A 25,016-nucleotide genomic window follows, 5' to 3' on the forward strand; every position below is an offset into this window, starting at 1 on the left:
GCGAAGCAATTCGGGTGAGGGGGACACTCCGCGCATTCGGTGTTCGTTGAGGCAGCCCCTCACCCCAACCCTCTCCCCGCAAGAGCGGGGCGAGGGAGCTTCAGCCACCTTACGTCTTGAACGACTTCTTCAACAGCGCCGGATAGCGCAGCGCTTCCAGGCCGCCGCGGGCGGCGTAGTGCACCAGCAGCGCGCCCCAGAGGCCGGCATTGCCGAACGATCGCAGCGCCAGCCATGCGGTGAGGAAGATGAGCAGCGACAGCACCATCAGATTGCGCATGTCGCGGGCCCAGGTCGCGCCGATATAGACGCCGTCATAGGCGAACGCGAACACGCCGAGCATTGGCGCGAAGATCACGAACGGCAGATAGTCGCGGGAAAGACGCCGGACCTCAGGGTTCGCGGCCATGACATCGATCAGCGTCGGCCCGAACAGTGCGAAGATCGCGGCCACCGCCAGCGCAAAGCCAAAACCCCAGATCACGACCAGTTTTACCGCGCCCGAAAATCCGTCTCTGTCGCGGGCGCCATAGGCCCGGCCGCACAGCTGCTCGGCGGCGTTGGCAAGGCCGTCGAGGAAGAAGGCGCTGATCAGCAGGAAATTGTTCAGCACCGAATTGGCGGCAAGCGGAATGTCGCCGGCGCGGGCGCCTTGCGCGGCGAAGAACAGCCATACCGCGATCAGCGCCGCGGTGCGGACCATGATGTCGCGGTTGACCGACAGCATGCGCAGCAGTTTTGCGCGGTCGAACAGTGTCGCGCGCGAGATGCCGAACTTTCCCTGGGTCAGGCGGGCCGCGATCACGATACCGAGCAATAGCCCGGTGGCCTCCGCGATCACGGCGGCGATGGCGGCGCCGGCGATGCCGGCGTCGAACACCAGCACCAGCAGCGCGGTCGCGACCGCATTGGTGACGTTGATCGTGATCTGGGTCGTCAGCGCCAGCGTGGCGCGGGCCTGACCGATCAGCCAGCTGAGCACGACGTAATTGGCGAGCACCAGCGGCGCCGACCAGATCCGGATCGTGAAATAGGTTTTGGCGGCGCGGGTCACGCCCTCGCTGCCGCCCATGGCGGTGAGCAGCGCGGTGGCGAGCGGGATCTGCAGGGCGATCAGCGCCGTGCCGATCAGCGCCGCGACGATGAGCCCGCGCACCAGGATCGCGCGCCATTCCGTCGTCTCGCCGGCGCCGAGCGATTGCGCGGTGAACGCGACCGTGCTCATGCGCAGGAACGCGAACAGCCAGAACAGGCAGTCGAACAGCACCGACGCCATCGCGACGCCGCCGAGCAGCGTGGCGTCGCCGAGCCGTCCGATCGCCGTGGTCGAGACGATGCCGATCAGCGGCGTGGTCAGGTTCGCGATCATCGCCGGGCCTGCGATGGCGAACACCTGCCTGGTCGTTACTTTCGAAGCAGGATTTGGCGCGTGCATATCAGAATATGACTACCATGCCGTCTTCAGCCGCGGTGTAGGGCAGCTCATCCAGCCGTCCCAGCATGTCGTCGCTCATATGGGTGAGGATCAGCCGTTTGACGTTGATCTCGGGCAGATGCGCTTCCAGCGTTTTCAGGCTGAGATGATTCTTGACGACCTTGTCGTAATAATAGGCCTCGGCAATGAACAGGTCGGCGTCGCGCGCCGTCGGGATCAGCGTCTCCGTCCATTCGGTATCGGCGCTGTAGGCGATGACGCGTCCTTCGGCCTCGATCCGGTAGGCGAGATGCGGCCCACCGGATTCGCCGTGCACCACCGGATATGGCGTGACCTTTACCGCGCCGAAGCTGCGGCTTTGCTCAGGCGTGAGCGCGACGACCGAGAGATCAAAACGCTGCTTGGTCTTGGATGAATGCTCGAACAGCGCTTCCATCAGTTGCGTAAGCCGCGTCTCGATCCCTTGCGGCCCGGCAATGACCAGCGGGCGGGTGCGGCGCGTGAACTGCGCATCCAGCAACAGAAACGGCAGCCCGGCAAAATGGTCGCCGTGGAAATGCGTGATCAGGATCAGGTCGATGTCGTCGCGTGCAATCTCCAGCCGCTTCAAGGCCGGCAGCGACGAGGCGCCGCAGTCGATCAGGAAATTGACGCTTTTGCCGGTGACATGGAAGCAGGTGTTCGACCTGCCGCCGGAGCCAAGCGCGTCGCCGCAGCCGACAAATCGCAATTGCATCGGCTGCACCCGTTTTGAGGGAAGTCTACCGGCCGCGCGGCGTGCCGAACAGCCGCGACAGCAGCCAGATCGGGATCACGATCACGGCGCCGAGCAGGAAGTAGCGCCACAGCCAATTCACGGCGTCGAAGCCGAGGTCCCACAGCCGCTGGAACAGCGTGCGGATGCTGTGAATGATGTTCCAGGGATCGAAGCCGATGGCGGCGAGCACCACGCCAACCAGGATCGACAGCAGGATCAGCCGGAACGCCACCGCCAGCGGCGAGCCGCCGAGAAAGCGGTACAGGCCGTCATTGCTGGCCGGCAAGTCTCTGACGTCGTTGGGCATCGGTCTCTCCTGCGGTGGTGCCCGCACTATAGGTCACGGCAGGGCACATGGGGAACCCGCTTGCGGGGGTCAATGGCTGCCGTCCGGCGTTGGAACCTTAATTATTGGACAGTCTTCAGCATCCGCTCCAGCGTCTCCAGCCGGTCGGCCTCGCGCGGCGGCTTGTCCCAGCGAAGCCGGCTGATGCGCGGAAACCGCATCGCGACCCCGGATTTGTGCCGCGGCGAGCGCTGTAGCCCCTCGAAGGCGACTTCCAGCACCAGACCCTGATCCGGCTCATGCACGACATGGCGGACGGGGCCGAATTTCTCGGTGGTGTTGCGGCGGACGAAACGGTCGATCTGCAGCAGTTCCTCGTCGGTGAAGCCGAAATAGGCTTTTCCGACCGGCACCAGTTCGTCGCCGCCGTCGCCTTTGGTCCAGACGCCGAAAGTGTAGTCTGAGTAATAGGACGAACGCTTGCCGTGGCCACGCTGCGCATACATCAGCACGGCATCTATGATGTGCGGATCGCGCTTCCACTTCCACCACTGGCCTTTTGGGCGGCCCGGCAGATAAGGCGCGTCGCGCCGCTTCAGCATCACGCCCTCGACCGCCTCGGCATCCTCGCCCGCGCCGGCGCCGGCGGGATCGGCGCGCGCCGCGGTCAGCGCCTCCCAGCTTTCGAAGGGAATCGTCGGCGAGAGATCAATGCGTGGGTCGTCGAGCTTTTTGACGAACGCCTCCAGCCGGGCGCGGCGTTCGATGAACGGCAGCTCGCGCAGATCGTTTTCGTCGTCGCCGAGCAGATCATAGGCGCGCAGATGGATCGGAAAATCTTTTGTTAGCTTCGGAGAAACGACCTTTCGGTTGAGGCGCTGCTGCAGCACATTGAAGGTCTGCACGCGGCCGTCGCGCAGCACCAATAGCTCGCCATCGATGGCGCCGGGCAGATGCAGCGACGGCAGCAGGTCCGGAAAGCTCTTGGTGATGTCTTCGCCCGTGCGCGAATACAGCCGCGCCTGGATGTGGCCGCGCCCGTCGCGGCCGCTCACCGCCTGGACGCGGATGCCGTCCCATTTCCATTCCGCGACGAAATCGGATGCGTCCAGATTGGCGAAATCCGAATCCTCGATCGCATGCGCCAGCATCACCGGACGGAACGGCGTCGGATCGCGATTGACGGGCTTTTCTGCGCGGCCCTCCAGCCACGCGAACAGCTCGAGATAGGGTGGCGAAAGGCCCGGCCACATCAGCTCGACGTCGTGCGGATCCTTGTCTCCAAGGGCAGCCGCCGCCGTTTTTGCCAGCCGCGCCGAAATCCCAATCCGCATCGCGCCGGTGACGAGCTTTAGCAGCGCCCAGCGCCCGGTCTCGTCGAGTTCGTCGAGCCAGCGCGCGAGCTGCTTTGGCAGTTCAGTCTTGCCGAGCGTGCGCAGCGTGGTGACGACCTCGGTCAGCGTCGGCGGCGGCGGGTTGTTGTGGCCGGGCAGGGCCGCCTTCGGCCACATCAGCGCCACCGTCTCCGAGAGGTCGCCGACATAGTCGTAGGACAATCCGAACAGCACCGGATCGGTGCGGTCGGTGATCAAATCGCGGATCAATCCCGGTTTTGCATGTTTGAACGACAGCGCGCCGGTCAGCGCCGCCAGCGCGTAGCCGCGATCGGGATCGGCGGTCTCGCGAAAATAGTTGGTGATCAGCCGCAGCTTGTTGTTGCGGCCGGGCTCATAGGCGAGGCGATCCAAAAGTTCGGCAAAACGGTTCATGCCTCGGCCTCGTCCACCGACACCGCTTCGCTTTCATCCTCGTCGCCATAGCCGACCAGATCGAGCGGCCGCGCGGCAAGGCCCTTTGTCTGGCACCAATGCACCAGCGCGTCTTCCTGGCCATGGGTGACCCAGACTTCGCCCGCGCCGGTGGCTTCGATGGTCGCGGTCAGCCCGTCCCAATCGGCGTGGTCCGAAATCACCAGCGGCAGTTCGACGCCGCGCTGCCGCGCGCGGGCGCGCACCCGCATCCAGCCGGAGGCAAAGGCGGTGACCGGATCGGGAAACCGCCGCGTCCAGATATCCGCGGTGGCCGACGGCGGCGCCAGCGTGATGGTGCCGGCGAGATCGGCCTTCTTGATGCCCTTGACGGGACGGAGATCGCCGAGGGCGATGCCGCGGCTTTCGTAGTAGCGCGTGATCTTCTCCATCGCGCCGTGCAGATAGACCGGCGCGTCGTAGCCGGCCGCGCGCAGCAGCGCGATCACGCGCTGCGCCTTGCCGAGCGAATAGGCGCCGACCAGATGCGCGCGTTCCGGAAACAGCGCCACCGACGCCAGCAGTTTTTTGACCTCGTCGGCGGCGTTGCCGTGGCGAAACACCGGCAGGCCGAAAGTGGCCTCGGTGATGAAGACGTCGCACGGCACCACCTCGAACGGCGCGCAGGTCGGGTCGGTCGCATCCTTGTAATCGCCGGACGCGACGATGCAGGTATCCTTGCAGGTGACTGCGATCTGCGCCGAGCCCAGCACATGGCCGGCGGGATGGAATTTAATTCTGACGTCGCCGAGCCGGATCTCCTCGCCATAGGCAACGGCCTGTGTGCTGCCCGCAAAATTGTCGCCATAGCGCAGCCGCATCATGTCGAGCGTCTCTTGCGTCGCCAGCACCGCGCCATGGCCGGGGCGGGCGTGGTCGGAATGGCCGTGGGTGATCACCGCCCGCTCGACCGGCCGCACCGGATCGATATGAAAGCCGCCGGGCTTGCAGCACAGGCCGGCGGCAACGGGCATCAGGATGTCTTGCGGGCGCATTTTGGATATATAGGCCGGCTTGGCCCAATTTTTAGCCGTCATGCGCGGGCTTGACCCGCGCATCCATCTTTCGGAAGAATCCTTTGATTGATGGATTGCCGGGCACGCAGACAAGTTTACGCAGTCTGCGCAAGGCAGACTACTATGCCCGGCAATGACGAACAATGACAAGTGTGGTCCCCGAAATGCCCGCCCGCGTGTTCCTGTCCTCCGGCGATCTGATGGCCGACCGCCGCTTTGAATTCGCGCGCGATCTGCAATTGAAGGGCGATCTCGTCGCCGCCGCCGATCTGCTGCTGCAGGCCACCGAACTGGCGCCGGATTTTGTCTCCGCCTGGTTCACGCTTGGCGACATCCGCGAAGCGCTCGGCGAGCAGGATGCTGCGATCGCGGCGTTCCGCAACGCCCATGCCGCCGACCGCGGCGACCGCCATGGTGCCAGCCTGCGGCTGATGCGGCTCGGCGCCGAACAAGTGTCCGGCATGCCGCCAGCCTATGTGCAGACGCTGTTCGACCAATATGCGCCGCGGTTCGAAACCGCCCTGGTGGACGACCTCGGCTATCGCGGCCCGGCAATTCTGTTCAAGGCAGTGCTGTTGGTTCGTGCCGTCGCCAAAAAACCCGCCTTCTTCAAGCGCGCGATCGATCTCGGCTGCGGCACTGGCCTCGCCGCTGCGGCCTTCGCCAGCAATGTCGATCGCTTCATCGGCATCGACCTGTCGCCGCGCATGATCGAAAAGGCGCGCCTGACGGGGCTCTATGCCGAGCTCGAGGTCGACGACATGCTGGAGGGACTGCGCAGCAAGCCCGAGACGAGCGCCGAACTCATTCTCGCCGCCGACGCGATGGTCTATGTCGCCGATCTCCTGCCTGTGCTGGCGGAGGCGAGACGCGTGCTGGTGTCCGGCGGCGTACTCGCGTTCACGGCCGAAACCCATGACGGCGAGGGCGTCATCGTCGGCCCGGGGCTGCGCTACGCGCACAGCGCGGACTATGTGCGCGCGTCGGTGGAGGCCGCTGGACTGAAATTGTCCCGGCTTGAAGACCGTTCCGCCCGCAACGAGGACAATTTTCCGGTGCCGGGCCTGGTCGTGGTCGCGGCGAAAACCTGATCGCTCTTCCCTTCTCGCACAAGGGGAGAGGGGGAAGAGTCGCTGCCAAAACTTGAGTCTACACGCTGCGATTTCCGCCTCGCGGAAATGTCGTCGGCTTCTACAAGCGGTATTGTGTCGCGCCACTCCCAGTTCTCTATTGCCGTGCCTGCCGGAATGTAGATCATTGCCCGCAACCAGGGAGAAACAAAAATGAACAAGAAACAAACAAGGCGCGAATTCGGCGCCACCGCGCTTGCCGCCATCGCCGCATCAGCCATGCCCGCGCCTTATGTCTGGGCGGCCGAGAAGAAATACGATCCCGGCGCGACCGACACCGAAATCAAGCTCGGCCAGACCGTGCCGCATTCCGGCCCCGGCTCGATCTACGGCGTGCTGGGGCGCATCGGCGAAGCCTATTTCCAGATGCTGAACGAGAACGGCGGCATCAACGGGCGCAAGATCAAGTTCTTCACCATGGACGACGCCTACAGCCCGCCGAAATGCGTCGAGGCGACGCGGCGGCTGGTGGAGCAGGAGGAAGTGCTGGCGCTGTTCGGCTCGCTCGGCACCGCGCCGCAGACCGCCGTGCACAAATATCTCAACTCGAAAGGCGTGCCGCAGCTATTGCTCAATACCGGCGCCTCGAAGTGGAACGATCCGAAGAACTTCAAATGGACCATGGCGGGCCTGCCGCTCTATCCGACCGAAGCGCGCATTCTGGCAAGACACGTCGTGAGCGTGAAGCCGAACGCCAAGGTCGGCATCCTCTACCAGAACGACGATTTCGGCCGCGACTTCCTCGGTCCCTTCAAGAAGGTGCTGGAAGATGCCGGCGGCACCGCCAAGGTGATCATGGAGCAGACCTACGATCTGACCGAGCCGACGGTCGATTCGCAGCTCATCAACCTCTCGAAGTCGGGCGCGGATGTTTTCTACAACATCTCGACCGGCAAGGCGTCGTCGCAGTCGATCAGGAAAGTGGTTGAACTCGGCTGGAAGCCGCTGCAATTGCTTTCGGCCGGATCGACCGGACGTTCGATCCTCAACGCCGCGGGCTTCGAGAATGCTGCCGGCATCGTTGCTATCCGCTATTCCAAGGACGCCGGACCGGGGCGCTGGGAAAAGGATAAGGACGTGATGGCGTTCGAGGCGTTGCGCGCGAAATATCTGCCCAATGTCGATCCCGACAACACCATCGCCTATGCCGGCTACGGCCAGGCGGTCTCGATGGGCGAAATCCTGCGCCGCTGCGGCGACGAGCTCACCCGCGCCAACGTGCTGAAGAACGCGAGCACGCTCGCCGGATACCACTCGCCATTCTTCCTCGACGATATCAATTACAGCTACACCCCCGACGATTACACGCCGATGAAGACGCTGCACATCTCGATCTTCGACGGCAAGGACTGGCAGATTTCGGAGAAGGCGGTGACGGAGTAGCGGGCGGTCGTCGATCTCCCTCGCCCCGCCCTTCGCGGGGAGAGGGTGGGGTGAGGGGCTCTCTCAACGAAGTTAGTGTCAATTGATAGACCTGTACCCCCTCACCCGGATTGCTTCGCAATCCGACCTCTCCCCGCAAGCGGGGCGAGGTAAGCAAGTGCCCCTCGACGAAGCGCTCCCGACGGCTTAGCTCTTAACCTGTGCCGTCCCTTGTCCTGCCCTTGCCATCGGCCGAAGCCGAGCCCCTGCTGCCCGACCGCTTCCTTCAATGGTTCGCGTCGCGCGGCTGGTTGCCGCGCGAGCATCAGCTCGCGCTACTCGCAAAAGCCCGCGAGGATGCGTCCGCGCTGCTGATCGCGCCGACCGGCGCCGGCAAGACGCTGGCGGGGTTTCTGCCGACATTGGTGGAGCTTTCCATTCCATCGCCTGCGGAGGGGGCCAAGAAAACCGTCATCTCCACCGGCCGCGCCGTGCAGCGCAGCGGCGGCCTCCATACGCTCTACATCTCGCCGCTGAAGGCGCTTGCGGTCGATATCGCGCGCAATCTGGAAACGCCGATTGCCCAGATGGGGCTGCCGATCAAGGTCGAGACCCGCACCGGCGACACGCCGGTGTCGCGGCGGCAGCGGCAGCGGCGCTATCCGCCGGATATTCTGCTGACCACGCCGGAGCAATTGGCGCTGCTATTGTCGTCCGACGACGCGCCGTTTCTGTTTTCATCGCTGAAACGCATCGTGCTCGACGAGTTGCATGCGCTGGTGACCTCCAAGCGCGGCGATCTGCTGTCGCTCGGCCTGGCGCGGCTGTGGCGGCTGGCGCCCGAGATGCGCGCGATCGGCCTGTCGGCGACCGTCGCCGAGCCGGAATCGCTGGCGCGGTTTCTGGTGCCGCAGCGCGACGGCAGACAAGAAGGCGCCGACATCGTGGTCGCCGGCGGCGCCGCGGCGCCTGTTGTCGAAATGCTCGACACCAGGGAGCGCCTGCCATGGGCCGGCCACAGCGCGCGCCACGCGCTGAACGAGGTCTACGACCTGATCAGGCGCAACAAGACCACGCTGGTGTTCGTCAACACCCGCAGCCAGGCCGAGATGCTGTTCCAGGATCTCTGGCGCATGAACGACGATGGCCTTGCGATTGCGCTGCATCACGGCTCGCTCGATGTCGCGCAGCGTCGCAAGGTCGAGGACGCGATGTCGGCCGGCAGGCTGCGCGGCGTGGTTTGCACCTCCTCGCTCGATCTCGGCGTCGATTGGGGCGACGTCGATCTCGTGATCAATATCGGCGCGCCCAAGGGTGCGTCGCGGCTGATGCAGCGAATCGGCCGCGCCAATCACCGCATCGACGAGGCGTCCCGCGCGGTTCTGGTGCCGGCCAACCGGTTCGAGGTGCTGGAATGCGCGGTGGCGATCGACGCGGTCGCGGAGAATGCGCAGGACACTCCGCCGTTGCGCATCGGCGCGCTCGACGTGCTGGCGCAGCACGTGCTCGGCTGCGCCTGCGGCGAGCCGTTTCTGTCCGACCAACTCTATTCGGAAGTGCTGACGGCGGCGCCTTATTCCGGCCTGACGCGAACCGATTTCGACGACGTGGTCGATTTCGTCGCCACCGGCGGCTACGCGCTGAAGAGCTATGAGCGTTTTGCGCGCATCAAGCTGGACAAGCAGGGGCGCTGGCGCGTCACCAATCCGCGGGTGCGGCAGAGCTACCGGATGAACGTCGGCACCATCGTCGAAGAGTCGATGCTGAAAGTTCGCCTGGTGCGTTCGCGCGGCGGCGGCTCGGGCTCGACCGGCGCGCTCGGGCGCGGCGGCCGGATGCTGGGCGAGATCGAGGAATATTTCATCGAAGGGCTCGTGGTCGGCGACACCTTTGTGTTCGGCGGCGAGGTGGTGCGGTATGAGGCCCTCGTCGAGGACCAGGTCTACGTCTCCCGCGCCAACGACAGCGATGCAAAGGTACCGTCCTATATGGGCGGCAAATTTCCGCTTTCGACCTATCTCGCCGAACGTGTGCGAAAACTGCTCGACGACAAGCGGGCCTGGAACGCGTTGCCGGATCAGGTGCGCGACTGGCTGTCGCTGCAGCAGGGATTTTCGCGCGTGCCGGGAGTGCGCGAGCTGCTGGTGGAAACCTTTCCCCGCGGCAGCAAGCATTACCTCATCTGTTATCCCTTCGAGGGGCGGCTGGCGCACCAGACGCTAGGCATGCTGCTGACGCGGCGGATGGAGCGCGCGCGGGTGCGGCCGCTCGGCTTCGTCGCCAATGAATATGCGGTGGCGGTGTGGGGCCTCGGCGACATGTCGTTCATGGTCCGGCACGGCCAGCTCGATCTCAACGCGCTGTTCGATCCGGACATGCTCGGCGACGATCTCGAGGCGTGGCTCGCCGAATCCGCGCTGATGAAGCGCACCTTTCGCAATTGCGCGATCATTTCCGGCCTGATCGCGCGGCGCTTCACCGGCGAGGAAAAATCCCGCCGCCAGGTGCTGTTCTCGACTGATTTGATCTACGACGTGCTGCGCAAGCACCAGGCCGACCACGTGCTGTTGCGCGCGGCGCGCGCCGATGCCGCGTCGGGATTGCTCGATCTTCGCCGGCTGGGTGATATGCTGTCGCGTATTCATGGGCGAATCACCCATCGGGAACTCGACCGCGTTTCGCCGCTCGCGGTCCCGGTGATGCTGGAAATCGGCCGCGAGTCAGTCTATGGCGAAGCGTCCGACGAATTGCTGGCGGAAGCCGCCAATGAACTCGTCAAAGAGGCGATAGGTAAGACAGGATAAAACGTGACGGCAGCCGCGCAATCTTCAGAGGATGATCAAACCGTGCGCGCTTCGACTGTTACGATTGCAGATGTAGCGCTACTCGCCGATCTCTCCGGCGCGCTGTTCTGGGAAGAGCAGCGCCTGCTCGTCGTCTCCGACCTGCACCTCGAAAAGGGTTCCAGCTTTGCCGCGCGCGGCGTGCTGCTGCCGCCCTACGATACGGTGGCGACGCTCGGCCGGCTTGCCGCCGTCATTGCCCGCCACGACCCGCGCATGGTGATCGCGCTCGGCGACAGTTTTCACGATCGAACCGCGCATGAACGTCTCGCGGATTCGAATCGCGAGGCGCTGACTGCGCTGCAGGCGCGGCGAGACTGGATCTGGATATCGGGCAATCACGATCCGGCACTGCCGTCCGATCTCGGCGGCGTGGTCGCCAGCGAAGTCGCCATCGGGCCCATCGTGTTCCGCCACGAGCCGACCGGCGCGTTCGGCGAAATCGCCGGCCATCTGCATCCCAAGGCGCGGGTGCCGACGCGCGGGCGCACCATGGAGCGGCGCTGTTTTGCCAGCGACGGCGAGCGCGCGGTGATGCCGGCGTTCGGCGCCTACACCGGGGGGCTAAGCATCCGCGACGCGGCATTCGCCAAAATCTTCGGCACGCCGGGCTTCATGGCGCATGTGCTCGGCGACCGCAAACTGCACGCGATCGCCGCCTCGCGGTGTTATTGAGTATCCCTCACTGTCATTCCGGGGCGCGCCTCTTGGCGCGAGCCCGGAATCCATAACCCTCGATCGTGGTTATGGATTCCGGGCCTGCGCCTTGCGGCGCATCCCGGAATGACGGCGGTGAATTTTTGCGCGAGACGCGTTGGAAAGTGCCCGACGGGCAAATCAGTAAAAACCTGTCCAGCCCTTCCCATAAAATATTTCGCTTCCGCCGTTGGGCAAATCAGTAGTTTGACTCCGCGCGTCTCACCCGAGCAAGGGGCGTTTCTCGAGTCGTCACGAACGCGCGGTGGGATGCGATGGACGCGACAACGTCGCATGGGCAGCGTGATTTGCGTCACAGTCTCGGCGACGCGGATTGAGCATGGTCACACCTTCATCAAAGGAGCAGACCATGAGCAGCCTCAACACCGAGCCTAAGCTTTCGAAATACGAATTGAACGAGGAACAACTCGAGAAGGCCACTGGTGGATCATCTCTGTCGCTTAGTTACGCACGTGTAAAATTTGAGTACACCGAGCAGAAGCCGGATGGCACCGCTGCGGGTAACGTGGCCGCCAAATGGAGCCTCGCTCAAGGTGCCGTAGCGTGATGGTCAGGCACAACATGTCAATCACCCGCGCTATGACTCTGAGTTGTGCGCGGGTGTTCGCAAGCAAAGGAGCGCGATCATGACACGACAGCGCGATGACGAGGACCTCGAAGCCCACGTTCCCCTGGCAGAACTGAGCGAATGCGACCTTGAGAAAGCGACCGGCGGTTCACAGTCTTCTGGAAGCGGGTCAGGCAAAGTCCAGCACGGTGACCTGCAAGTTCAGAAATATCTTGATAAGGCATCCATCATTCTCTGACGGGAGCTTTCTCCTGATGGCGGAAGCACGGTTGTCGCGTTCTCGGCCGTGGGCGTGGTCGTCGGGTTAGCTGCTCGCGGAGTTGACCGGCGGGCGTGCGCGGCGTGGCGGCATGCCCCCCAGCGCATCAGCACCGTCTCGCTCCCGGCGTCCGCGTTTCGGACGACCCAGGGGAGGGTGACGGTCACAAAAATTGCCCGACGGGCAAATCAGTAAAAACCTGTCCAGCCCTTCCGATAAAAATATTTCGCTTCCGCCGTCGGGCAAATCAGTGGTTTCTCTCCGCGCGTCTCACCCGAGCAAGGGGCGTTTCTCGAGTCGTCACGAACGCGCGGTGGGATGCGATGGACGCGACAGCGTCGGGCGCGCAGTGGGATCGCAGGGCGGGTCTTCCCGTGAGCGATCGGCCGGCGCGCGGACGAACGGCGCTGCTAACCGTTTTCGCCAGAACTCGCCGGGCGGCACGAGGCCCGGCAAGACCTTTGGCGCTGATGGTCGCGGACGGTGAAGTCGTGTGGTCCTGGCGCCCCGATGCTGGCGTCAAGTTTTGCGCAAGATGCATTTCACCCGACCGGGTTTGAGATGGATCTGTCATCCGCAAGGCGACGGTGGCAAACAAGCCGGTCACCGGGGAGAGCACGAAGTAAGCCGTAACCCTTCGCGCGGGGAAAGCCGGGGTGACCCGGTTGAACCTGTGGTCCACTCGTGCGCTTGTTGTGCGCACGACCGCGGGTGCAATCGGCGCCCGGCTTTCCCTGCGCCCTCTGTTCTCGAGAGGGTCGAAATCGACGCAAGCCTCGGGCGCAATGCGCCGCGAGAACGCGGATGCATATCCCTTGCTGTTTGAAATTTGAATCAGACGCTTCAACCCGTCATTGCGAGGAGCGATAGCGACGAAGCAATCCATGCCTCCACAAGCTGAGAGATGGATTGCTTCGCGGAGCCTGTCATCGGGCGCGCATTCGCGCGACCCGTTGGCTCGCAATGACGAAGCGGGGAGATCTCGGCTTTATCTTCACCTCTCCCATAGGGAGAGGTCGGATCGTGGTCCAAACCGGCTACATAGGTAACACAATAGACCGGCGACATGGGTAACAGGTCAAATACTCGGCGAGGAGGGCCTTGCCGATGGGTTGGATGGAGACCTGTGCCGTGGATGAACGGATGCGGTTTGTGATGTCGGTTGTTCAGCGAGAGGAGGCGTTTGCTGTGACATGCCGCCGCTTCGGAGTGAGCCGGAAGACGGGTTACAAATGGCTTGAACGCTATCGAGAGGCAGGCGTCGAGGTCGCAAAACGCTTCAAGGCGGGCGTGGTGCTGCCATTCGCGGGCGCGGCGCAGACCCGCGGACCGTTCCATCTGACCATCGACACCAATGACACCATCGAGACGGCGCGCGCGTTTCCGGACGCCGTGATCGTGCCCGTTCATACCGATGGATGGGCGCATTTCCGCCAGAGCGCGAGCGATCTGCGCGCGTCCTTTGATACACTCGGCTTTGGGGCGCGGTTGCGGATTCTGGAGCCCGGCGTCGCAACGGTCATCGAGCCGTCGTCTCGCGCTTGATACTGCGCAATGAAATAGCCCGCGCCTTCGGTTAAGATGCTGCAGGAACCGGAGCTTGCCCGGTTCGTTATCGCGGCGACTGGACCGGGTATGACGCAACTCAGGAAGATCACCGCGAAGAACCACAAGAAGCCCGGCGACAAGCCGGCCCCGAAGGCCGAGCCGCATCAGCCGTTTCGCTTTCGCGACGTCGTCAAGGCGCTCGGGCCGGGATTAATCACCGGTGCATCCGACGACGATCCTTCGGGGATCGGCACCTACAGCCAGGCCGGCGCGCAGCTCGGCTACGGCATCGGCTGGACCATGCTGCTGACCTTTCCGCTGATGGTGGCGATCCAGGAAATTTCCGCACGGGTCGGCCGCGTCACCGGGCACGGCATCTCGGGCAATGTGTGCCGCTACTATTCGGCGTGGCTGCTCAATGTCGTGGTGGCGCTGCTGTTCATCGCCAACACCGTCAACATCGCGGCCGATCTCGCGGCCATGGCGGATGCGACCAAATTGCTGATCGGTGGACATGGCATCATCTATGTCGTGGTTTTCGGCGTGATATCGGTCGTGGCGCAGATTTTTCTCGACTACAAACGCTACGTGTCGGTGCTGAAATGGCTGACGCTCAGCCTGTTCGCCTATGTCGCCGCACTCGCGTTCGCGCATGTCTCGTGGGGCGAGGCGCTGGCCGGCGTGCTGGTTCCACGGCTGACCTGGAGCGCGGACTATTTCACCACCATCGTTGCGATCTTCGGCACCACCATCTCGCCCTATCTGTTTTTCTGGCAGGCCTCGCAGGAAGCCGAGGACCAGCGCGTCGATGTGCACAAGCAGCCATTGATCGACAAGCATTACGGCGCGCAAAGGGAATTCAATCGCATCCGCGCCGACACCGTGGTCGGAATGGCGTTCTCCAATCTAATCGCGCTGTCGATCATCGTCACTGCCGCCGCGACGCTGCATGCGGCGGGCAAGACCGATATCCAGACCTCGGCGCAAGCCGCAGAGGCGCTGCGTCCAATCGCCGGCGCATTCGCCGAAGTGATCTTTGCGCTCGGCATCATCGGCACTGGCCTGCTGGCGATCCCGGTGCTCGGCGGCGCCACCGCCTATGCCGTCGGCGAGGGCCGGCGATGGCCGGTCGGGCTCGCACGCAAGCCCAAGGAAGCGGTGGCGTTCTACGCGGTGCTGGCGCTGTCGGCGGGAATAGGGATCGCGCTCAATTTCAGCCCGATCAATCCGATCTCGGCGCTGTACTGGAGCGCGGTCGTCAACGGCGTGCTCGCCGTTCCCGTGATGGTGCTGTTGATGATCATGTCCCGCCGCAAGGACGTGATGGGCCATTTCGTCATCGCTGGTCCGCTCTATTGGCTCGGATGGCTGTCGACTGCGGCGATGCTGCTCAGCGTGCTGGCGATGGGGGTCGGGGTTTTTGTCGGAGGTAATACGTAGCTGAGCCACATACGCGAACGTCATCCTGAGGTGCTCGCCGTCTTCGGCGAGCCTCGAAGGATGGCAGCAGGCACCGAGCTAGTCATCCTTCGAGGCTCGCAAGAGCTCGCACCTCCAGCGATGAGCGCAATTGCGCTCACGCAGGGATGACGTCTAATCCTTCCGGAACACAATGGACGCCATCCAGCCCGTCATCAGCGCCATGAACGCGGTCACCAGCCCGTAGATAAAACCGTTCTGGCGCGCGGTGGTGGCGACGAACTGTTCGAAGCCGACCTTGACGATTTCGAACGCGGTCTCGGTCTTGGTCACCAGCGCGCCGTCGGCAAACAGTTTGATCTCGACGTCATAGGTGCCGATCGGCACCGCGGCCGGCAGCGGAATGCCGGTGCGAAACAGCGTCGGCGTCAGGAACGTCACCGCCGAGGTCGCCTCGCGATAGAGCCCGTGTTCGCTGCGCAGCCGCACGAAGGCGCTGCGGAACGCGTCGTTCGGTACCACGTCGGCATAGTCGGGGCCGACACGTTGGGTCAGCAGCACATTGTTGAGGCCGAGCTGTTGGCGCCGCTGCACCTCGGGCGAGGCGATGGCGTCGAAGGGGCGGTTAGAAAACAGTGCGAGATAGGTCGGCACCTGCAGGAACTGCCGCGAGTCGGTGTTGATCCAGATGCCGAATTTGCGTTCCTTGCGGCGCGTCACCATGTCGGCCCGCGGGCCGGCAACGGTGACCACGAGATCGTAATTGTTGCGGCTGGCCGGGGTCGTGGCGTCTTTTTCGACCGAACCGAACAGCACCAGTTCCTCGCCGGAATAGTTCGGCGTCACGGTCACGCGATGGTTCGACACCGACACGATCAGCCGTTCGGCGCGCACAGGCGTTGCCGCCAGCGCCGCAGCCAGTGCCAGGCCCGCGAGCGTGAGGCGGACGCGCGCGGTCATCCGGTGCCTCCGGTTTCCCGGATGGTGAAGAGATCCTCGGGCCGGATCACGAGTTCAATAGCGAAGCGGACGCCGACGGCGAGAACCAAAAGCCCGAGCAGCAGGCGCAGATGTTCGCCGCGGATTTTTTGCCCGGCACGGGCGCCGAACTGCGCGCCGGTGACGCCGCCGACCATCAGGATCAGCGCCAGCACGGCGTCGACCAGATGATTGGTGACCGCATGCAGCAGGGTGGCAAACACCATGGTGACCAGCGTGAGCACCATCGAGGTGCCGATCACGGTCGAGGTCGGCACCCGCAACAGATAGATCATCAGCGGCACCAGGATGAAGCCGCCGCCGATGCCCATCACCGCGCCGATGAAGCCGATCACCAGGCCGACCACGATGATGGGAATGACCGACAGATAGATCTTCGAGCGCTTGAAGCGCATCTTCAGCGGCAAGCCATGAACCCAGCCATGGCTGCCGGAGCGGCGCGCCGGTGCCGCGCCGCCGCGCCTGGCCCGCAGCAGCGCGCGCAGGCCTTCCCAGAACATCAGCCCGCCGACGGCGGTCAGCAGGATCACATAGGACAGCGCGATCAGCAGATCGAGCTGGCCGAGCGCGCGCAGCTGCGTGAAGGTCCACACCCCGAGCGCGGTGCCGATACTGCCGCCACTCAGAAGCACCAGCGCCAGCATCGGATCGATGGCGCGCCGCCGCCAATAGGATATCGCGCCGGAGAACGAGGAGGCCGCGATATGGCTCGCGACCGAGGCGACCGCGACCGCGGGCGCGATGCCGACGAAGATCAGGAGCGGCGTCATCAGAAAACCGCCGCCGATGCCGAACATGCCGGAAACGAAACCAACCGCCGCGCCCATCGCCAGGATGAGGAAAACATTGACCGGAATGTCGGCGATCGGGAGATACAGCTGCACGCGGGTCGCTTTTATGATTGCGCCGCGAGCCGGCCGAGGGCCGCTTCACGGCATGGATTCTTGATCGGGCATTTGCCGGCGGCGAAATCCGCATCTCGCGCGCGCAAAACGGGCGAGCGCGGATCGGGCGCCGCATCTTTGCATAACCGAAATCTGAGGTCGGAGGGACTAAAGAATCCGCCCGCGGGGCTTTTTTTGCCGCAAAGCCCCACGCGCCTTCGGGTGTGGTGAATAATCAGGATTAATGCGTGGGTGGAGGACTCACGGCGCCCGAAGCGGATCGGTGATGAGGTTCATCGCGGAAGCTTCCTTTGTGCCGAGCCAGCGGACGTCCCTGGTCTCCGACATGGCTTCCACGATGGCCGAGGAGACGCCCATCTTGGTCACATAGCTCAAGACCATCCCCGCGGTCCGCTGGGTGTCGGCGACGGGGTCGCGCCCGGGCGTCGAGGTCACAAAGCGGTGGACTCCCAGGGCCGAGCCATCGAGGCCGTAGCGGGTTTTCCCGCCAGCATAGACGAATACGCAGGCGCTGGCGCAATAGGACGGCTTGATGCGGCCCGAAGCGTCGGCGACGCCAACGGCGGTGACCAGCCCGCGCGATCGAACGACCTCGCCCATGATGATGGCCTGGTTCAAATCGCCGCCTGGAGACGACAGCAGGATGACATCGCCGGCCGCGAGATGGGCCTCGTCGAGCCGGTCGCGGAACCAGCTCGCGGCGGCTGGGCCGATCCTGCCGCTGATGGCGAGGGCGGGCCGGCCATCGATATTGGGTTTGACGTTGACTTGGGCGATCAGGGCGGAAGTCAGGCTCGGAGCGTAGTATTGATCTTTCCAGTAGGCCCAGGCCTCCGGCCGCGAAAGGTCCCGGTAGGCGCGGACGCCGACGCCGGAAAGCAGCAGCATCAAGATCAGAACCGACCCAAGACGCCGCAGGTTGCCGGCGGCGCGAAGCGGCCGCGCCACAGGCCGGTCGATCGGCTTGCGTGGTGGGGCCACCGAAGGGCCTGTCGGCGACCTTCGAAAGTGGCTTGCGTCGTCCTGAGGGTCATCGGCAGACAACTCACTACTCCAATTCGATCCTCGGAGTTCAAGGCTGCGCGCGACAGCGTTCGGCAAGATCGCGCGCACACCCTTGGTGGCGCGCTTATCTACACGGGTTCATCGCTGAGGTACATCCGGCGGCGCCTGGGCGGCGTCGCTCAACGCCTTAATGCGCGGCGGCGGTGCGCTTGGCCGGAGCCGGCCTGGCGGCGGGCTTGGTCACATTGGCCTGTGCGGGAGCACTGTCCCAGCCGCCGTGCGGGGTCGCCACATTGACGGCGTCGTCGGGCTGCGGCTCGGCCGTAAAGGTCTGGATCGCGAGCTTTGCCGCGGCGAGCGACTGGGCGTCGAGCCGCTTGGCGATATCGTCGCGCTTGCGGCCGGCGTCGGCATCGCCCTGGCTTGCGGCCAGGCTGAACCACTTGAAGGACTCGGCGAGGTTCTGTTCGACTCCGATGCCGCGGGCATAGAGGATGCCGAGGTTGAACTGGCTGTCGGCGACGCCGCGATCGGCCGCCTTGCGGAACCATTGCGACGCGCCCTTGTAATTGGCGCCCTGGCCGCCGCCGTCGGCGTCGAGCACGGCCAGATTATGCATCGCCTTGGCGTTGCCGCGCTCGGCCGCCTGCAGATAGTAGCGCCGCGCGGTATCAACGTCCTTTTTCACGCTCATGCCCTTCTCGTAGAAGGTCCCGAGCCGGAAGATCGCGGGCACCACGCCGGCCTGCGCCGCGCGGTCATACCATTTCGCTGCTTCGTCCAGATTCGGCGCAATGCCCTTGCCCTCGGCAAAGCGCACGCCGATCTCGTAGGCCGCGGTCGGATCGCCCTTCAGCGCCGCGGCGCGCAAGTTCGGTCCGCCGATGCCGTCAGGCAGCCGCTCGGTCGGCGGCACCTGCACGGTGGCCAGTTTGCCGGGGGTCGGCGTCGTCGGGATCGCGCCGGTGATGTCGCTGGCCGCGAGCGGCGAGGCCGTTGCTTGCGGGATCGCAACCTGCGCGCTGTCCAGCGTGTTGGGTGCGGAACTGTTGTTGGATTGCCGGCCGATCGGGGTCGGCGAGGTGATCGACGGCGCCGCGGGCGCCGGCATCGCGGGCTGCGCGCTAGTGTCGGCGGGCGGCGGCGGCGGGGCGGTCTGCTCGCTCGAATTTTCCATCGCCGGCATCGGCGGCGCGCTGCCGGTGTCGAGCAGGCTCATCGCCATCTTGAAGGTGCCGAGCACGATCACGACCACGCTCGCGCCAACCAGCAGCGAACGGATCTTCGAGGTGACGGTCGAGGGCGCCTGGCCCTCAACCGCGATTTTGACCTTGGATTTCTCCTTGGATTTGTCCTTGGCGGCGGCCTTCGACGCCGCGCGCGCGGCCTTCTCATTGACGGGCTGAGCCGCGGCGGCCTGGGCGGCGCGGCGTGCGGCGGCAATGAAGCTCGAGGTGCTGACGGGCTCTTTCTTGGCGGCCGGAATTTCGCTGATCGCGCTTTCCGAGGCTGCGATGCGCTCGGAGGGCGAAGACATCCGCGCCGTCGGCCGGGTACCCGGCTCCAGCGGATGGTCCGGCGGCAATTCCGGCTCGATCGCAACGCGCTGAGGTGCTGCGTGCGGCTCCAGGATTTCGCTGATCGCGCGCGGCGTCGCGGGGGCGGCGGCGGGTATGGCCGGCGGCTGCACGGCATGGAATTCGCGCGGCGCGGCCGCAAAATGCTCCTGCGCGGCGGCGGGATTCGGCAATTCGGGTTTGGGCTGCGGCACGAAGGCCTGCGGCGGCATCGCGACCCGGGGCGTTTCGGTCCGCGCTTCCACGCGTGGCTCGATCCATTCGGGCGCTGGCGCCGGCGGCGCCATCATCGGCTGCGGCGCCACCGGCGGCGCGGCGCGGACCGCGCGCAGATCGCCTTCGATCATCGCCAGGCGATCGACCACATGGCCGAGTGTGTTGTGAACCGTCTCCAGCGAATCCTGGGTGCGGCGGTCGGTTTCCGACTGGCTGAAACGGATGTCGGACAATTCGCGCTTGACGATATCGACGAGGTCCGGGTCCATCGACAGCGGTGCCGGCGCGCTGACGTTGCGGGTGTTATCGGCGAGCGCAACTAGGTTCGCGTGCTGGCGTTCGAGGCTGCGCAGGATGTCCTGCAGCCCGTCCTCGACCCGCCCGAGATTGCCGGAGCCATCGCCGGTGGAGGACTCGATCCGCTCCAGCAAATACGACACGCGTTGTTCGAGATGGGCAAACGCCGAAGCGTTGTCGTTGCCGACCGGCATCCGGTCGAGCCGTTCGGTCAGTGCCCGCAGCGCGGCTTCGATCTGTTCCGAATTATCGCTCGCGGCCGGTCGCTCACGGCTTTCCAGCGTCGAGCTCAGCGCGGCGATGCGCTGTTCGAGGACTGCAAAGGAATCGCTGTTGTTGTTGGAACGGGACAGCTGATCGACCTTGGACGCCAGCGTGTGCACGTCTTCGGAAAGCCGCGCCAGCGCGTCGTTGGAAGCGACGTTGGAGACGATGGCGCGCAATGCGGCGATCGCGCCCTCGAGCTGCTGGACGGTCGACGGATCGTCATTGGCGCGCAGAATCAGATCGAGCTTGGCGCCGAGATTGCGGATCGCCTCGTCATAGCCGGCGAGTTGCTCGGCCGGGGTCAGCGAGCCCAGCACCTCGCGGATTTCGGAGAGCGCGCGCTCGATGCCGGAAAGCGCCTGGCCGTCGGTGCCGTTCTGCCGGTTTTCGTCGATGCGGCGCGACAGCGAGCGGATTTCGTTCTCGATCGATTCGATCGCGCGGCGCGGCATCGCTTCGGTGATGGCGGCGCGGATTTCGGCGAGTTCGCTGCGGAACGTGGCGATCGACTGCTCGACATGGTCGGGGCGCTGCAGCGCCTCGATCTGGCTGGTGATCTTGATCAGATGACGTTCGAGCGAGGAGAAATCCGGGCCCGAAGGCGCAGGCTGCGGCGCCGGCGGGGGAGCGTAAGCCGCCAACGGCGGCGCAACCGGGGCGATCGGCGGAGGGTTGCGCGGCGGCATCTGCCGGGGCAGCGGACCATCGAGTTCGTTCTGGCGCGCCGCGATTTCTGCGATCGCCGAATCGAACGAGGCCGGGCTCAGCGGCGGCGAGGGACGATAGACCTGGGCGGCCGCGCGCTCGACCGCCTCGGACTGGCGCTGCCTGTCCTGGGTCTGGGTCTGGCGCACCGGGGCCGGGTTTGAAATCTGCGACAGCCGCGCGTCGAGACGTGAGATGGCGTCGTTCAGCTGCCGGGCGACGGACGGCTCGCTGCGGGGCGCCTCATTGCGCGGCGCATTTTCGCTGCGCGGGGCCGTTTCGCTCCGCGGTCTCGGCTGCGAAATCTGTTCGATCTGCCGCGTGATCGAATCCAGCCGCTGGTGAATGTCGGCGACGTCGCGGCTTTCCTGGCTCGGCATCGCCGGCCGTTGATCGTAGGGCGCGCTGCGGAACACGGGAGGGGCTGATTCGCCGATGGTGGAATTGAGCCAGTCGCTCAAGGTCATGCCGGCGCGGCGCGCGGCTGCCTCGGCCCTTTCGCGGACGGATGGATCGATGCCGTCAACACTCCACGATACGCGCGAATTCATGCTCAGATCCGGTTCCGCTCCGGCGCCCACACCCTGCGCCTGCAGCCTCCCCGCGCGTCCCAACGAAGAGACAATCGAATTCCGCGCAGGTCGTCTGCCTCAGATCCTGACTTTTTCGCGTTACGGTAAATAACGGGTTAAGGTTTGGGCATTTGGGCCAGTAAAGTTGCCGCTGGCGGAACAATCGAGGGGCGTGCCGAGGCGTTGCGGCCAAAGCCGGGTTCCAGGCGCCGTCCCGATCAGCCCGGTCGCGGCAGCTCAGCCGTTGCTGTCGTGTTGGCTGTCCGCGAGCGGCACCAAGTTCGCCCGGCTGGAAATGGCAGACAAGGCGTCGATGGCCTCTTCGCACCACTCGGCCACGCTACGCTCATGACGAAGTCCCATGTGCAGCAGCAGCAGCTTGCCGGTATCCGCCGCGGACGCGGTTCCTTGCGGGAAGCGCTTGGTGAGAAGGCGTTCGTAGCGGGCGAGGCGGTCGCGGTGGTGCTCCAGCCGTGCCATCAGATCGTCGCGCAACGGCTCGACGTCGACACTGTCGAGCGCGTAAAGCCGCACCAGCAGGTCGTCCTTCATCGAAGCCGGACTGCTCGGCCGGGCGGCCCAATGCCTCAGCGCGGCTCTGCCCTCTGGCGTGAGGGTGTAGACCAGCTTGTTCGGCTTGCCCGACTGCACGACCTCGCGGCCCTGCACGTGGCCACGGTCGCGCAGCCGCGAGAGCTCGCGATAGATCTGCTGATGGTCGGCCTTCCAGAAGAAACCGATCGAGGCATCGAACGTCTTGGCGAGTTCATAGCCCGTCATCGGACGTTCGGTCAGGCATGCGAGGATCGCGTCGCCAAGCGCCATCGGCCGCCACTCCTTTTCGACCATCATCCTTGACTTTATGCACATAGGCGCATATGCGTCAATGTGCATATCAACGGTCAGACTGAACCCACCCCAAAGCCGGGCACCGCACGTTCGCCCAGAGGAGATGTCCCAATGACCGGGCTCGACAATTGGTACAGCTATATGAAGTCCCACGACACCGCGGCGCTGTGGGATCTGCTCCACCCCGATGCAGTGTTCGAGAGTCCCGTCGTGCATACGCCGCAACGCGGCCGCGACATCACGTTCAAATATCTCGCGAGTGCTGAAAAGGTGCTGGGCGGTCCGGGCTTCGCCTATGTCGGCGAATGGCGCAACGCCAATGGCGCGGTGCTCGAGTTCGAAAAAGAAATCGAAGGCATCAGGATCAACGGCGTCGATATCATCACCTTCGACGCCGACGGCAAGATCACGCATTTCAAGGTGATGGTGCGCCCGCTCAAGGCGATCAACCTGCTGCACCGGCTGATGGGAGAACAGCTCATGAAGCAGGGAAACGATGCCGGCGTCGCAAAGTCGCAACCACTGTCTCGATCGTAACTGCCTTTAATAGTGCCTTGAATCGACGGAACCGGTTAAGGTCCATTTTGGGAACGCAAACGTTGCTGCGCTGCATGAACAGCGAGCCGGGAGAAAACCATGCCGATCTATAAAGCCCCCGTTGAGGACGTGAATTTTCTGCTGAACGACGTGTTCCAGATCGATCGCTACGACAATCTTCCCGGCTTTACCGACGCCTCCGCCGATGTACGCGAGGCCATCTTGGGCGAGGCCGCCAAGCTCAGTGAGGAAGTGCTGCAGCCGCTCAACCGGGTCGGCGATCTCGAAGGCTGTGTCCGCCACGACGACGGCAGCGTCACCACCCCGAAGGGGTTCAAGGAAGCCTTCAGGCAGGTCACCGAGGGCGGCTGGCTGGGCTTGTCCGCGCCGACGGAATATGGCGGGCAGGGGCTGCCGGTCACGCTCAGCCAGGCCGTCACCGAATTCCAGAGTTCGGCGAACATGGCGTTCTCGATGTATGGCGGCCTGACCATGGGCGCGACCGCGGCGCTGATTGTGCATGGCAAGCCCGAGCAGAAGAAAATGTTCGTGCCGAAGATGGTGGCCGGCGAATGGACCGGCACCATGAATCTCACCGAGCCGCAGTGCGGCACGGATTTGGGCCTGCTGCGCACCAAGGCCGTCAAGCAGGCCGATGGCAGCTACAAGATCACGGGCACCAAGATCTTCATCTCCGCCGGCGAGCACGATCTCGCCGACAACATCATCCATCTGGTGCTGGCGCGCATCGAGGGCGCACCCGCCGGCATCAAGGGCGTGTCGCTGTTCGTGGTGCCCAAAATCCTGGTCAATGCCGACGGCTCGCTGGGGCAGCGCAACGGCGTTTCCTGCGGCTCGATCGAGCACAAGATGGGCATCCACGGCAATTCGACCTGCGTGATGAACTACGACAGCGCCACCGGCTGGCTGATCGGCGAAGAGAACAAGGGCATGCAGGGCATGTTCGTGATGATGAACGAGGCCCGCCTCGGCGTCGCCGTGCAGGGGCTCGCGCAATCCGAAGTCGCCTATCAGAATGCGGTGGCCTATGCCCGCGAGCGCCTGCAGGGCCGTTCGCTGACGGGCGCCAAGGCGGCCGACAAGCCGGCCGATCCGATCATCGTGCATCCCGACGTGCGGCGCACGCTGCTCACCATCCGCGCCTTCAACGAGGCCGCGCGCGCCATGGTGATCTGGACCGCGCTGAAGAGCGACGTGGCCCACCGCTCCAGCGATCCCAAGGATCGCCAGGAGGCGGACGACCACATGGGGCTGATGACGCCTGTCATGAAGGGCGTGATGACCGACGTCGGGTTTTCCAACGCGGTGCTGGCGCAGCAGATGTATGGCGGCCACGGCTATATCGCCGAGCATGGCATGGAGCAGTTCGTGCGCGATGCCCGCATCGCCATGATCTATGAGGGCGCCAACGGGATTCAGGCCCTCGACCTGGTCGGCCGCAAATTGCCGCGCGACGGCGGCCGCGCCGCGATGGCGTTCTTTGGCGAGGTTGCCGCGTTCGCCAAGGACCACGGTGGTGACGAGGCGATGAAGCCCTACGTGACGCCGCTCTCGACCGCGCTCGGCCATCTGCAGCAGGCCACCGGCTGGCTGATGCAGAATGCGCTGGCGAAACCCGACAATGCCGGCGCCGCCGCCACCGATTACATGCAATTGTTCGGCCTCGTCACCTTTGGCTATATGTGGGCGCGAATGGCGAAAGTGGCTCTGGACAAGATTGCGGCCGGCAGCGCCACATCCTATCTGACCACCAAGCTCGTGACCGGCCGCTTCTTCATGGAACGGATGCTGCCGGAAACCACCGTACATCTTGCGCGCATCCAGACCGGAAGCGCGACCACCATGGAACTGGCGGCGGAAGCGTTCTGAGTTTCTTTCGCCGTTTCCCCGCGGCTTCGCGAGCATGATCCGGAGAAGT

General features: G+C 64.6%; 19 protein-coding genes and 2 pseudogenes. 11 read left to right on the forward strand and 10 right to left on the reverse strand.

All coding sequences use genetic code 11. The features are described 5' to 3' along the window. Positions 1-109: 109 nt before the first annotated feature. The 5 genes from NL528_RS04725 to NL528_RS04745 all read right to left on the reverse strand — a co-directional run bounded on the left by NL528_RS04725 (position 110) and on the right by NL528_RS04745 (position 5,281). Complete coding sequence (locus NL528_RS04725; RefSeq protein WP_309181560.1) at positions 110-1,435, reverse strand: MATE family efflux transporter; 1,326 nt, start codon at positions 1,433-1,435, stop codon at positions 110-112. A 1-nt stretch (position 1,436) separates the two neighbouring features. Next, positions 1,437-2,171 (reverse strand): MBL fold metallo-hydrolase, encoded by a 735-nt coding sequence (locus tag NL528_RS04730; RefSeq protein WP_309181561.1) that lies wholly within the window; start codon positions 2,169-2,171, stop codon positions 1,437-1,439. 25 nt (positions 2,172-2,196) lie between these two features. Beyond that, positions 2,197-2,499, reverse strand: a complete 303-nt coding sequence (locus tag NL528_RS04735) for a DUF6460 domain-containing protein (RefSeq protein WP_309181562.1) — start codon at positions 2,497-2,499, stop codon at positions 2,197-2,199. Positions 2,500-2,600: 101 nt separating this feature from the next. Further along, a complete protein-coding gene (locus tag NL528_RS04740) occupies positions 2,601-4,247 on the reverse strand; it encodes an ATP-dependent DNA ligase (RefSeq protein WP_309181563.1) in 1,647 nt (548 codons plus the stop codon). Then, on the reverse strand, positions 4,244-5,281 hold the full coding sequence (locus NL528_RS04745) for a ligase-associated DNA damage response exonuclease (RefSeq protein ID WP_309184803.1): 1,038 nt from the start codon (positions 5,279-5,281) through the stop codon (positions 4,244-4,246). The genes NL528_RS04740 and NL528_RS04745 overlap by 4 nt, the downstream gene beginning before the upstream one ends. A 185-nt stretch (positions 5,282-5,466) precedes the next feature. Here NL528_RS04745 and NL528_RS04750 point away from each other — a divergent pair, with 185 nt between their 5' ends. From NL528_RS04750 to NL528_RS04790, 9 genes and pseudogenes are all read left to right on the forward strand, one after another. Then, complete coding sequence (locus NL528_RS04750; RefSeq protein ID WP_309184804.1) at positions 5,467-6,393, forward strand: methyltransferase domain-containing protein; 927 nt, start codon at positions 5,467-5,469, stop codon at positions 6,391-6,393. 192 nt (positions 6,394-6,585) lie between these two features. Further along, on the forward strand, positions 6,586-7,815 hold the full coding sequence (locus NL528_RS04755) for an ABC transporter substrate-binding protein (protein ID WP_309181564.1): 1,230 nt from the start codon (positions 6,586-6,588) through the stop codon (positions 7,813-7,815). A 200-nt stretch (positions 7,816-8,015) separates the two neighbouring features. Next, positions 8,016-10,598, forward strand: a complete 2,583-nt coding sequence (locus NL528_RS04760) for a ligase-associated DNA damage response DEXH box helicase (RefSeq protein WP_309181565.1) — start codon at positions 8,016-8,018, stop codon at positions 10,596-10,598. Positions 10,599-10,601: 3 nt separating this feature from the next. After that, complete coding sequence (gene pdeM / locus NL528_RS04765; RefSeq protein ID WP_309181566.1) at positions 10,602-11,312, forward strand: ligase-associated DNA damage response endonuclease PdeM; 711 nt, start codon at positions 10,602-10,604, stop codon at positions 11,310-11,312. A 391-nt stretch (positions 11,313-11,703) separates the two neighbouring features. Further along, on the forward strand, positions 11,704-11,901 hold the full coding sequence (locus NL528_RS04770) for a hypothetical protein (RefSeq protein WP_309181567.1): 198 nt from the start codon (positions 11,704-11,706) through the stop codon (positions 11,899-11,901). Positions 11,902-11,980: 79 nt separating this feature from the next. Further along, on the forward strand, positions 11,981-12,160 hold the full coding sequence (locus NL528_RS04775) for a hypothetical protein (RefSeq protein ID WP_309181568.1): 180 nt from the start codon (positions 11,981-11,983) through the stop codon (positions 12,158-12,160). A gap of 1,176 nt (positions 12,161-13,336) precedes the next feature. Next, positions 13,337-13,387: pseudogene (locus NL528_RS04780) on the forward strand (hypothetical protein); the annotation flags it as partial. A 57-nt stretch (positions 13,388-13,444) separates the two neighbouring features. After that, a pseudogene (locus tag NL528_RS04785) lies at positions 13,445-13,726 on the forward strand (MBL fold metallo-hydrolase); the annotation flags it as partial. A gap of 90 nt (positions 13,727-13,816) precedes the next feature. Then, on the forward strand, positions 13,817-15,169 hold the full coding sequence (locus NL528_RS04790; protein WP_309181569.1) for a divalent metal cation transporter: 1,353 nt from the start codon (positions 13,817-13,819) through the stop codon (positions 15,167-15,169). 153 nt (positions 15,170-15,322) lie between these two features. Here the strand turns inward: NL528_RS04790 and NL528_RS04795 are convergent, their stop codons facing one another. The 5 genes from NL528_RS04795 to NL528_RS04815 all read right to left on the reverse strand — a co-directional run bounded on the left by NL528_RS04795 (position 15,323) and on the right by NL528_RS04815 (position 22,516). Continuing rightward, positions 15,323-16,108, reverse strand: coding sequence for a TIGR02186 family protein (locus NL528_RS04795; protein WP_309181571.1), 786 nt, complete (start codon positions 16,106-16,108; stop codon positions 15,323-15,325). Continuing rightward, positions 16,105-17,031, reverse strand: a complete 927-nt coding sequence (locus tag NL528_RS04800) for a sulfite exporter TauE/SafE family protein (RefSeq protein WP_309181572.1) — start codon at positions 17,029-17,031, stop codon at positions 16,105-16,107. Before NL528_RS04800 ends, NL528_RS04795 begins: the two co-directional genes overlap by 4 nt. A gap of 261 nt (positions 17,032-17,292) precedes the next feature. After that, a complete protein-coding gene (locus tag NL528_RS04805; RefSeq protein WP_309181573.1) occupies positions 17,293-18,033 on the reverse strand; it encodes a hypothetical protein in 741 nt (246 codons plus the stop codon). 211 nt (positions 18,034-18,244) lie between these two features. Beyond that, a complete protein-coding gene (locus NL528_RS04810; protein ID WP_309181575.1) occupies positions 18,245-21,670 on the reverse strand; it encodes a hypothetical protein in 3,426 nt (1,141 codons plus the stop codon). A gap of 258 nt (positions 21,671-21,928) precedes the next feature. After that, a complete protein-coding gene (locus tag NL528_RS04815) occupies positions 21,929-22,516 on the reverse strand; it encodes a PadR family transcriptional regulator (protein WP_309184805.1) in 588 nt (195 codons plus the stop codon). Positions 22,517-22,651: 135 nt separating this feature from the next. On the opposite strand from NL528_RS04815, the gene NL528_RS04820 reads away from it, so the two are divergent. Further along, complete coding sequence (locus tag NL528_RS04820) at positions 22,652-23,077, forward strand: nuclear transport factor 2 family protein (RefSeq protein ID WP_309181576.1); 426 nt, start codon at positions 22,652-22,654, stop codon at positions 23,075-23,077. A 99-nt stretch (positions 23,078-23,176) separates the two neighbouring features. Then, entirely contained in the window at positions 23,177-24,967 is a 1,791-nt protein-coding gene (locus NL528_RS04825; protein ID WP_309181577.1) for an acyl-CoA dehydrogenase C-terminal domain-containing protein, read from the forward strand. Positions 24,968-25,016: the final 49 nt, after the last annotated feature.

Origin of the sequence: Bradyrhizobium sp. Ash2021 (genome assembly GCF_031202265.1) — a bacterium.
In the GTDB taxonomy this organism is placed as follows: Bacteria; Pseudomonadota; Alphaproteobacteria; order Rhizobiales; family Xanthobacteraceae; genus Bradyrhizobium.

Excerpts from the sequence above, each read along its gene's own strand:
- NL528_RS04725 (WP_309181560.1), bottom strand. The coding sequence starts at position 1,435 with ATGCACGCGCCAAATCCTGCTTCGAAAGTAACGACCAGGCAGGTGTTC.
- NL528_RS04730 (WP_309181561.1), bottom strand. The coding sequence starts at position 2,171 with ATGCAATTGCGATTTGTCGGCTGCGGCGACGCGCTTGGCTCCGGCGGC.
- NL528_RS04735 (WP_309181562.1), bottom strand. The coding sequence starts at position 2,499 with ATGCCCAACGACGTCAGAGACTTGCCGGCCAGCAATGACGGCCTGTAC.
- NL528_RS04740 (WP_309181563.1), bottom strand. The coding sequence starts at position 4,247 with ATGAACCGTTTTGCCGAACTTTTGGATCGCCTCGCCTATGAGCCCGGC.
- NL528_RS04745 (WP_309184803.1), bottom strand. The coding sequence starts at position 5,281 with ATGCGCCCGCAAGACATCCTGATGCCCGTTGCCGCCGGCCTGTGCTGC.
- NL528_RS04750 (WP_309184804.1), top strand. The coding sequence starts at position 5,467 with ATGCCCGCCCGCGTGTTCCTGTCCTCCGGCGATCTGATGGCCGACCGC.
- NL528_RS04755 (WP_309181564.1), top strand. The coding sequence starts at position 6,586 with ATGAACAAGAAACAAACAAGGCGCGAATTCGGCGCCACCGCGCTTGCC.
- NL528_RS04770 (WP_309181567.1), top strand. The coding sequence starts at position 11,704 with ATGAGCAGCCTCAACACCGAGCCTAAGCTTTCGAAATACGAATTGAAC.
- NL528_RS04775 (WP_309181568.1), top strand. The coding sequence starts at position 11,981 with ATGACACGACAGCGCGATGACGAGGACCTCGAAGCCCACGTTCCCCTG.
- NL528_RS04790 (WP_309181569.1), top strand. The coding sequence starts at position 13,817 with ATGACGCAACTCAGGAAGATCACCGCGAAGAACCACAAGAAGCCCGGC.
- NL528_RS04795 (WP_309181571.1), bottom strand. The coding sequence starts at position 16,108 with ATGACCGCGCGCGTCCGCCTCACGCTCGCGGGCCTGGCACTGGCTGCG.
- NL528_RS04810 (WP_309181575.1), bottom strand. The coding sequence starts at position 21,670 with ATGAATTCGCGCGTATCGTGGAGTGTTGACGGCATCGATCCATCCGTC.
- NL528_RS04815 (WP_309184805.1), bottom strand. The coding sequence starts at position 22,516 with ATGGCGCTTGGCGACGCGATCCTCGCATGCCTGACCGAACGTCCGATG.
- NL528_RS04820 (WP_309181576.1), top strand. The coding sequence starts at position 22,652 with ATGACCGGGCTCGACAATTGGTACAGCTATATGAAGTCCCACGACACC.
- NL528_RS04825 (WP_309181577.1), top strand. The coding sequence starts at position 23,177 with ATGCCGATCTATAAAGCCCCCGTTGAGGACGTGAATTTTCTGCTGAAC.